This window comes from Brevibacterium sp. LAARM3_SD1 (assembly GCF_057364765.1).
Genome location: NZ_JBNFOL010000061.1, coordinates 1 through 7,588, shown reverse-complemented (window position 1 = coordinate 7,588; position 7,588 = coordinate 1). Strand labels below are relative to the sequence as shown.

The window sequence follows — 7,588 nt, the reverse complement described above, 5'->3', positions numbered from 1 at the left end:
GACGGCGGCCCAGCAACCTCGCGCCAGGTTGCTGGGCCGCCGTCGGGTAGTTCTGGGAGGGGACGGGCGTGCGGAAGGCGGCCGATGGGATAGAATTGATGGCTGTGCCCGCAAACGCGTGCACAGGTGATCGGAAGCAGAGAGGAGGCCGGTCATGCCGAAGGACACAGGCAAGAAAGTCATTGCGAGGAATCGCAAGGCACGCCACGACTATCACATCGAAGACACGTGGGAAGCCGGACTCGTACTCACCGGCACCGAGGTGAAATCGCTGCGCGAAGGCCGCGCCTCGCTCACCGACGGCTTCGCCCTCATCTTCCAGAATGAGGCCTGGCTGGAGAACGTCTATATTCCCGAATACCTCCAGGGGACGTGGACGAACCATTCGGCCAGGCGCCGCCGCAAGCTGCTGCTCCACCGCGAGGAGATCCTGAGGATCTCGCAGAAGGTCAAGGAATCCGGCCGGACCCTGGTCCCGCTCGAGCTCTACTTCGACGGTTCACGCGTCAAGGTCGAGATCGCCCTGGCCAAGGGCAAGCGCGAATGGGATAAGCGTCAGGCTCTGCGCGAGGCGCAGGACAAGCGCGAAGCCGAACGCGCGATGAAGTCCAAGCAGTACCTGTAAGGGTCGGCCGGTGCGCGGGGTCGATTCCCGCCATCTCCACCGTCTCTCGCCTCCCTCGCCGAGGCGGCCGGAGCGCATCCGAACATGTGCGGTTGAACGGTTGCGGAGCTCAGGGAATGCAATTGGCTCGGTGTGTGTTCTACGAGTATGCTGGAGTATCTGATCAGCGCCAGCAGCCGCCTCGGCGGATGAAATCGCTGATCAAGTTTGGTAACAGAATATGGGGATGATCGGTTTCGACGTTGGACACTGCGTCGGGAGAAGCGGGCCGAGAATGCAGAGTCATCTCGTTAATGTCCTCTGCAAAACAATAGGTGCTAAGTCTAACAACCGCACCGATTTCGCCCTCGCTGCCTGATAGAGCGCGAGCTGCGAATCCGTCAGCCTAGAGTTGCCTCTGCTCTAGATCCTGGCGTCGTTTAAGAGGCCACTGCTTCAGGCACATGTTGGGGGTGCCTGAGGGACTTTCACTCAACTCCGTTCGTTGGCTTACGTGTTCGTGCGATAGCCAGAACCTAAGACACTACTTCACGAACTGCGCCCGGAGAAGTCCTGACAATCTGCCGACGGACGCGGGTTCGATTCCCGCCATCTCCACGTGTCACAGCCCCGGATTCCGCAAGGATCCGGGGCTTTTCGCTGTCCGAAAGCCCCCGGACAAGCAACGTCGCCCCGTCGAAAGGACACCCTCGCCGAGGCGGCCAAACAGTTCCCCTCCCACCTGTCCCTTCGTCCTCCGTTGAGTTCAACTACCAGTGCGATACGGTGGATCCGAGTTCCGAGAGGAGACCGGCACCGATGTTCTATCCGCCGTTGATCGGCTACCTCGTATTCGCCGTTGTCTGCGTCGTCCTCGTGCAGGTCATCCGCAGCGATCGCCTGCCCCGTAATCGTGCGATCGGAATCCGGTCGGCACAGACGATGAGGTCCGATGCTGCGTGGCGGTCGGGCCACCGTGCGGCTATCCCCATGCTCAGCACAATCAGCATCATCGCGATCGGGTTCGCACTTGCGCTCTTGGGTGTTGAATCCTTTGCCTGGCCGAAAGCAGTCGGAGATGTTCTCGCGGTCTCGGGGTGGCTGCTCATCCTCGGCCTCTTCATCCGAGTCTGGATGACTGCCAACCGCGCGGTGCGGCCCGCAGCCGACTGACCGACAGTCCGCAGTCCGGCGACGACACGTCCGCCCGCGACCCGCCCACCAGACAGACACTTTTCCGGCCACTCGGCCGAGCACGATCAGCCATTCGGCCGAGGTTCCGCCTGCCCGAAACCGGAAGGATCGAGGGAGTCAGACAGCAGTCACCTGCCGGCCACGAAACCGCGGCCCAGTACGGTGACTGCGCACCTCGATCCGACAAGGACACCCATCACCCATGAAGAAGGCACTCATCGCGCTCGGCACCATCGCCATCATCCTCATCGCACTCATCGGCGGACTCATCATCGCCGAACAGCGTGCAAAAGTCGTGCTCGAAGCAGACGTCGCCGACTACCTGGACGGCTGCGCGATCACCCCCGACACGATCGACGTCCATGGCCGTCCCTACCTGCTCTATGCAGCACAGCACACCGCCGACCTCAGCTACGTCGACCTCGCACCCGCGAAGGGGACGAACAAGGACCAGGTCCTCGTCCACCACCTCGTCGACGGCCACGCCGACCGGCTCACCCGCTTCATCACCGTCGATTACCCATCCGGCCAGGTCAGCCCGGTGAAGAATCCGGATGACTCCTACACCGAGGCGGCCACCATCGACGGTAACAAGGTGACCTTTTCCGCCCGCACCGACAACGGCGACGACGGCACCCGCCTCGACGTGCTCGCGAACGGACAGCAGCACAGCAGCATGACTCTGCCCCGGACCGCCGAGGTTCGGGCCGTCAGCGCCGGCGACGACGGAGTCATCGTCGAGATCGAATACGCGGATGCGAACTGCGGCTGATCCGCACCCGGGCTGACTAGACTGTGAGCAAATGAGACGACTCCTCACCTGGCTGTGGCTGGTCCCCGTTCCGCTGACCTTCGCCCTCGAACTGCTCATCGGCAGCGGGTGGTCACTGGTCCTCGGCAACATCATCGCCGTCGCGGTCGGCCTGCCCATCCTCATCCGGTCCCAGCTGCGCCCGGGCCGGTCCGCACGACTGGAATGGGCGGTCCTCGGCCTCCTCGTCGGTCTTGCCCTGGCTGTCGCCGCCGCCACGTTGAGTCTGACGACCCTATGGCTGAGCCTGGTGGCGCTGGCGATGCTCACGCGCGCATCCTCGGGCCGACTGAGCATCGCGTCCATCATCGTCCTCGCAGTCGCGAACATCGTCTGCCCCCTGGCCATGGCCGACGGTTTGATCTTTGCTGTCATGGTGTTCGGCCTGGTCATCGCCGCGATCGCGATCGGTATGATGATGCGGTCGAACGACCGCACCCTCATCGAACGGCAGGCCACCGCCACCGAGGCGGAACGACGTCGCATCGCCACCGAACTCCACGACCTCATCGCCCACGAGGTGACCGGAATCGTCGTCCTCGCCCAGGCTGCCGTCCGCAGTGACAACCCGGATCTGAGGACGACGGCCCTGACCAAGATCGAACAATCGGGGACCCGCGCGCTCGAGGAGATCCGTCGCCTCGTCTCCGATGCCCGCGGCGACACCCGCACCGTTGCCTCGTCGGCTACCACTGCAGAGGCGGCGTCCGATCCTGGCCTGGGGTCTGCGTCCCGCACCCCGGTCGCTGCCGGTCCGCAGGCCCTGCGCGACCGGGTCGCGACATTTGGTTGTACTGCAACGATCACGATCGACACCCCCACCGAGGTGGCCGCCCCGGTCTGGCCCGTCCTCGACCGTGTGCTCGTCGAATCCCTGACGAACGTGCGCCGTCACGCCGGTGCAGATGCCCCGGTGACGGTCACCGTCACGACCGACTCAGGCGCACTGCTCATGACCGTGACCAACGGCCCTGGCACCGGCGGGATCGGCGCCGGAAGCGGTACAGGACTGAGCAGTCTGCGGGTGAGGGTGGGCCACCTCGGCGGAAGGATCGAGGCGAGACCCGAGCCCAGGGGAGGGTGGAGCGTGACCACGCGACTGCCGCTCAACCCGCAGGACAACGATCGAACAGGGGAGAACCGATGATCAGCGTCGCCGTCGTCGACGACCAGGAGATGGTGCGGATGGGATTCTCACTCATCCTCGACGCCGAAGCCGATATCCGCGTCATCGGACAAGCCGCCGACGGGGTCGAGGCGATCGATCTGGTCAAACGCGAACAGCCCGATGTCGTCCTTCTCGATATCCGCATGCCGCGCCTCGACGGTTTGGCTGCGCTTCCGCGGCTGACTCCGTACTCGCAGGTCATCATGGTCACGACCTTCGACGATGACGATTACGTCGATGCCGCTCTCGCCGGGGGAGCCAGTGGGTTCCTGCTCAAGGACGCAGGCGCCGACCTCCTGATCGCCGGTGTGAGGGCGGCCGCGAACGGCGATGCGCTCATCTCGCCTTCGCTCACCCTCGACCTGCTCAAACGGCGCACCGCCGCACCTCAGACTGAGACGCGCGCGTCGACCGCCTCAGCGACCGGGAGACCGAGATCGCGAAGCTCGTGGCCGTGGGGCGGACGAACCAGGAGATCTGCGCCGAACTGTTCATCTCACTCGGCACAGTGAAGACCCATTTGGGCAGCATCCAGACGCGACTCGACGCCCGCAACCGCGTCGAGATCGCCGCCCGCATGTGGGAATCGGGCGTCATGAACTCCAACGGCTGAGTCGCGCGACCGTCCAGGATCAGCCGAATGGCCGACCCCGTCCGCCGATTCTCGACTGCACGGCCGATGTGTCAGGTGTCTGATCCGGGAAGGATGGACGTCATGACAGAGATACAGGCTCAAACTCACCCCTCATCGCCTCCCAGCGCCCGGACCCGCATCGCCGAACTCGACATCGTTCGCGGTTTCGCCCTGTGCGGGATTCTGCTGGTCAACCTGCCGCCGATGTTCGGACTCAGCGTCGACGGCGGGGCCCTCGGCTTCTATCGCTTCTACCAAGACTTCGTGCAGAACCGGTTCTTCCCGATCTTCTCGTTCCTCTTCGGAATCGGGTTCGGACTCATGTGGCTGACCGCCCGCGATCGCAGCCCCCGGCCGCGCCTGGCCCTGCTGCGCAGGTTCGCTTTCCTCGGCATCCTCGGCGGTCTGCACCAGCTCCTCCAACCGGGTGAAGCCCTGCTGCCGTATGCACTCGCAGGAATCGTGTTCCTGCTGCCGGCCACGTGGATCACCGACCGGTGGCGGACCGTCACCGTCTCCGTCCTCGGCGTCATCCTGCTCATCGCCGGAGTGGTCACCGGTGGCGGAATGGCAGTCATCCCCGGATTGTTCCTGCTCGGCTTCGCTATCGGCGGCAGCGGATTCCTCCGCACGGTGCTCAGACATCCGGGTCGCGTGGCGATCGTCGGGGCGTTTACCTTGGCGATCACCATCGTCGGTTTCGCCTGCACGGACTACCTCACCCGCCAGATCAACGGATGGATCAACGCCGGACTGGGCCTGACCATGGCGCTGACCTATATCGTCGTCGTCCTGCTGCTCCTGCGCACCCCCGCCGAGGCGGTCCTCCGATCCGTGTTCGCACCACTGGGGCGGATGGCGCTGAGCAACTATATCGGTGCGACCCTCATCCTCGTGGCCGTGTGGATGGCAATGCCCGACCTCGCCCGGTTCGACGACCACGGCGGATACGTCGCCGGCCTCGTCATCTGCGTTGCGATCATCATCGTTCAGATCATCGTCTCAACACTGTGGCTGCGCCGCTTCGGACAGGGACCGCTGGAGAAACTGTGGCGACTCGTCACCTGGGGTCGGGCGAAACTTTCGGCGATGCACCGAAACCAGCGCCGCGAGCAGCCGAGTGCGCTCACGAGTTCACGCGAATGACCTCTTCTTGGTACGGCGCGATGACCTCGCCGGAGATCCGCAGATCGAGGAGCAGGAACGGCCGTTCGTCAACCGGACGAGTCTTCCACTCCTCGACGACGGCGAGATCGTTCAGGGACCGCACAGCGACTCCGTGTCCGCCGGCGGCCGTCGCCAGGGCCGCGAAATCGATCTCGTCGATGAGCATGGGCGACTTCTCCAGTCCTTTGAGCCCGTATAGGTTGACCTCGGCACCGTAGGCCGCATCGTTGAAGATCACAGCCATCCCGCGACCTGCGGCCACCCGGATCGCGGTATCGAGGTCGGACAGAGCCATTGCTCCGCCGCCATCGCCGCTGGTCAGCACGATCGTCGAGTCCGGGTTCGCACGGGCGGCTCCCGCGACGCTGTGCCAGCCGAGCCCGATCGATTGGAAGGCGGTGCCGACCATCGCGAATCGGTCGGGTGCGCTGGGCTCCCAGAACATGTTCGCCCAGGCGATGAAATGTCCGCCGTCGGAGACGACGACCCGATCCTCGGGCAGAACCTCGCCGAGGCGGTTCGCCGCCGCACGCGGATCGAGCCGACCATCCTCGGCGAGCTCCGACCCGACAACGTAGGTACGGTCGGCAGTGGTGTCGACGGAATCGTGCCAGCGCGGGGTGGCGCTATCCGAACTCCCAGTACTGTCAACGCTGCCCGCCTTCAGCCGCTCCACAAGCTCAGCCGCGGCAAGTCTCGCGTCTGCTCGGACGAAACCGCCGACTCGAGCATTCGTAGCGCGTTCGTCGGTGTCGATCTGCCACACCGTCGTCGAGGGGGCGAAGAGCTCCCCGAAACGCATGGTGAACTGGTTGAGTGAGGCACCGAAGACCACGGCCACATCGGCTTCGCGGACGCGTTCCATCGCCGCCGGAGCGCCGAAGCCGCCGGCGACGCCCAGGTCGTATTCGGTGGCCGGGAAGATATTGCGACCCAGCGCGGTCGTCACGGTCAGCGCACCCGTGAGGTCGACGAGTTCCCCGAGCTCGGACTCGGCACCGGCCAACCAGGCTCCGCGGCCGGCGAGCAGCAGCGGACGTTCTGCACCGGCGAGATCGGCCGCGAGGCGATCAAGGGCAGCATGAGCGAACTCTCCGGTCGGAGCCAGAGGCGAGGGACGGCTGGGACCGGGGACGTTCGGAATCTCACCGATCTCGAGCGTTGCGACGTCGTAGGGGATGGCGAGCACGACGGGCACTCGGTAGGTGAGGGCATGCTCGATAGCGGTCACGGTTGCCGCTGCTGCGTCGACCCGGCCGACGGTGTAGGTGCGCACACCGACGGCAGAGGCCATGGCGATCTGGTCGACGTCCCACGGACGGGGACCGGATGTGGGCTCATCCCCGACGACGAGGACGAGGGGCACTCTGGCTTGGGCCGCCTCGGCGAGGGCGGTGAGTGTATTCGTGAACCCGGCACCATAGGTCGTGGTGGCTGCGGCGATCCGCCCGGAGGTGCGGAAATGGGCATCGGCGGCGACGACGGCACCGGCTTCGTGGCGGACGGCGGTGTACGTCGCCGAGGTGTCACGCAGCAGGGCGTCGAGGAAGTAGGCGTTGCCGTTGCCCATGAGGCCGAAGACCTCGTCGATGTGGGCGGCAAGGGTGTGCGCGACGTGCGCGGAGGTATGAGCCATGGCTGGCCTTTCGCGAATGAGATATGGAAGTTCGATCCATATATGTCTCACACGCTGACTCGGCCTCTGTGGCGAGTTCGGGCGCTGCGTCTCAGTCGAGCGCCGGCCCGGCGGCTTCGTGCCCCTTTTTCGGACACCGGCTGATGTGCGCTCGCCCCGTTCGCCGATTCCCGGCGTTGTTGAGGACGGCTCAGCCTGACTCTTCGAATATAGGTGACTGTGGCATGAGGCACCAAGTCGGGTGCCGTCCCGACGCCCCAGAACTACTGTGAGTATTGATGGTGGCTGGTCTGGGACTGGCTGGCAGAGTAGGAACTGACCGTCCCATTGATCATCATGACCCTCAGAACTACTGACTCGAACGATGTCCTCGT

8 protein-coding genes and 1 other RNA gene are annotated in these 7,588 nt (G+C 64.9%); 8 read left to right on the top strand and 1 reads right to left on the bottom strand.

Going from position 1 to position 7,588, the window contains the following annotated elements; translation table 11 throughout:
- Positions 1 to 154: 154 nt before the first annotated feature.
- The 8 genes from smpB (at position 155) to AC2W7L_RS18285 (ending at position 5,557) form a co-directional block, all read left to right on the top strand.
- Positions 155 to 625, top strand: a complete 471-nt coding sequence (gene smpB / locus AC2W7L_RS18320; protein WP_062243535.1) for an SsrA-binding protein SmpB — start codon at positions 155 to 157, stop codon at positions 623 to 625.
- Between the two features lie 222 nt (positions 626 to 847).
- Positions 848 to 1,225, top strand: a transfer-messenger RNA (tmRNA) gene (ssrA, locus tag AC2W7L_RS18315).
- A 198-nt stretch (positions 1,226 to 1,423) separates the two neighbouring features.
- On the top strand, positions 1,424 to 1,777 hold the full coding sequence (locus AC2W7L_RS18310; protein ID WP_486005608.1) for an SdpI family protein: 354 nt from the start codon (positions 1,424 to 1,426) through the stop codon (positions 1,775 to 1,777).
- A gap of 223 nt (positions 1,778 to 2,000) precedes the next feature.
- The gene (locus AC2W7L_RS18305) at positions 2,001 to 2,570 is read left to right on the top strand and encodes a hypothetical protein (RefSeq protein WP_486005607.1); all 570 of its coding nucleotides are present in this window, start codon (positions 2,001 to 2,003) and stop codon (positions 2,568 to 2,570) included.
- 31 nt (positions 2,571 to 2,601) lie between these two features.
- Positions 2,602 to 3,756, top strand: a complete 1,155-nt coding sequence (locus tag AC2W7L_RS18300; protein WP_486005606.1) for a sensor histidine kinase — start codon at positions 2,602 to 2,604, stop codon at positions 3,754 to 3,756.
- Complete coding sequence (locus AC2W7L_RS18295; protein WP_486005605.1) at positions 3,753 to 4,289, top strand: response regulator; 537 nt, start codon at positions 3,753 to 3,755, stop codon at positions 4,287 to 4,289. The genes AC2W7L_RS18300 and AC2W7L_RS18295 overlap by 4 nt, the downstream gene beginning before the upstream one ends.
- Positions 4,226 to 4,390 carry a response regulator transcription factor gene (locus AC2W7L_RS18290; protein ID WP_486005604.1) on the top strand — a complete coding sequence of 55 codons (165 nt, stop codon included), beginning with the start codon at positions 4,226 to 4,228 and terminating at the stop codon, positions 4,388 to 4,390. The genes AC2W7L_RS18295 and AC2W7L_RS18290 overlap by 64 nt, the downstream gene beginning before the upstream one ends.
- A gap of 102 nt (positions 4,391 to 4,492) precedes the next feature.
- Positions 4,493 to 5,557, top strand: coding sequence for a DUF418 domain-containing protein (locus tag AC2W7L_RS18285; RefSeq protein ID WP_486005603.1), 1,065 nt, complete (start codon positions 4,493 to 4,495; stop codon positions 5,555 to 5,557).
- Here AC2W7L_RS18285 and AC2W7L_RS18280 read toward each other — a convergent pair.
- Positions 5,538 to 7,214 carry a thiamine pyrophosphate-binding protein gene (locus AC2W7L_RS18280; protein ID WP_486005602.1) on the bottom strand — a complete coding sequence of 559 codons (1,677 nt, stop codon included), beginning with the start codon at positions 7,212 to 7,214 and terminating at the stop codon, positions 5,538 to 5,540. The two genes, AC2W7L_RS18285 and AC2W7L_RS18280, sit on opposite strands and share 20 nt — an antisense overlap.
- Positions 7,215 to 7,588 lie beyond the last annotated feature (374 nt).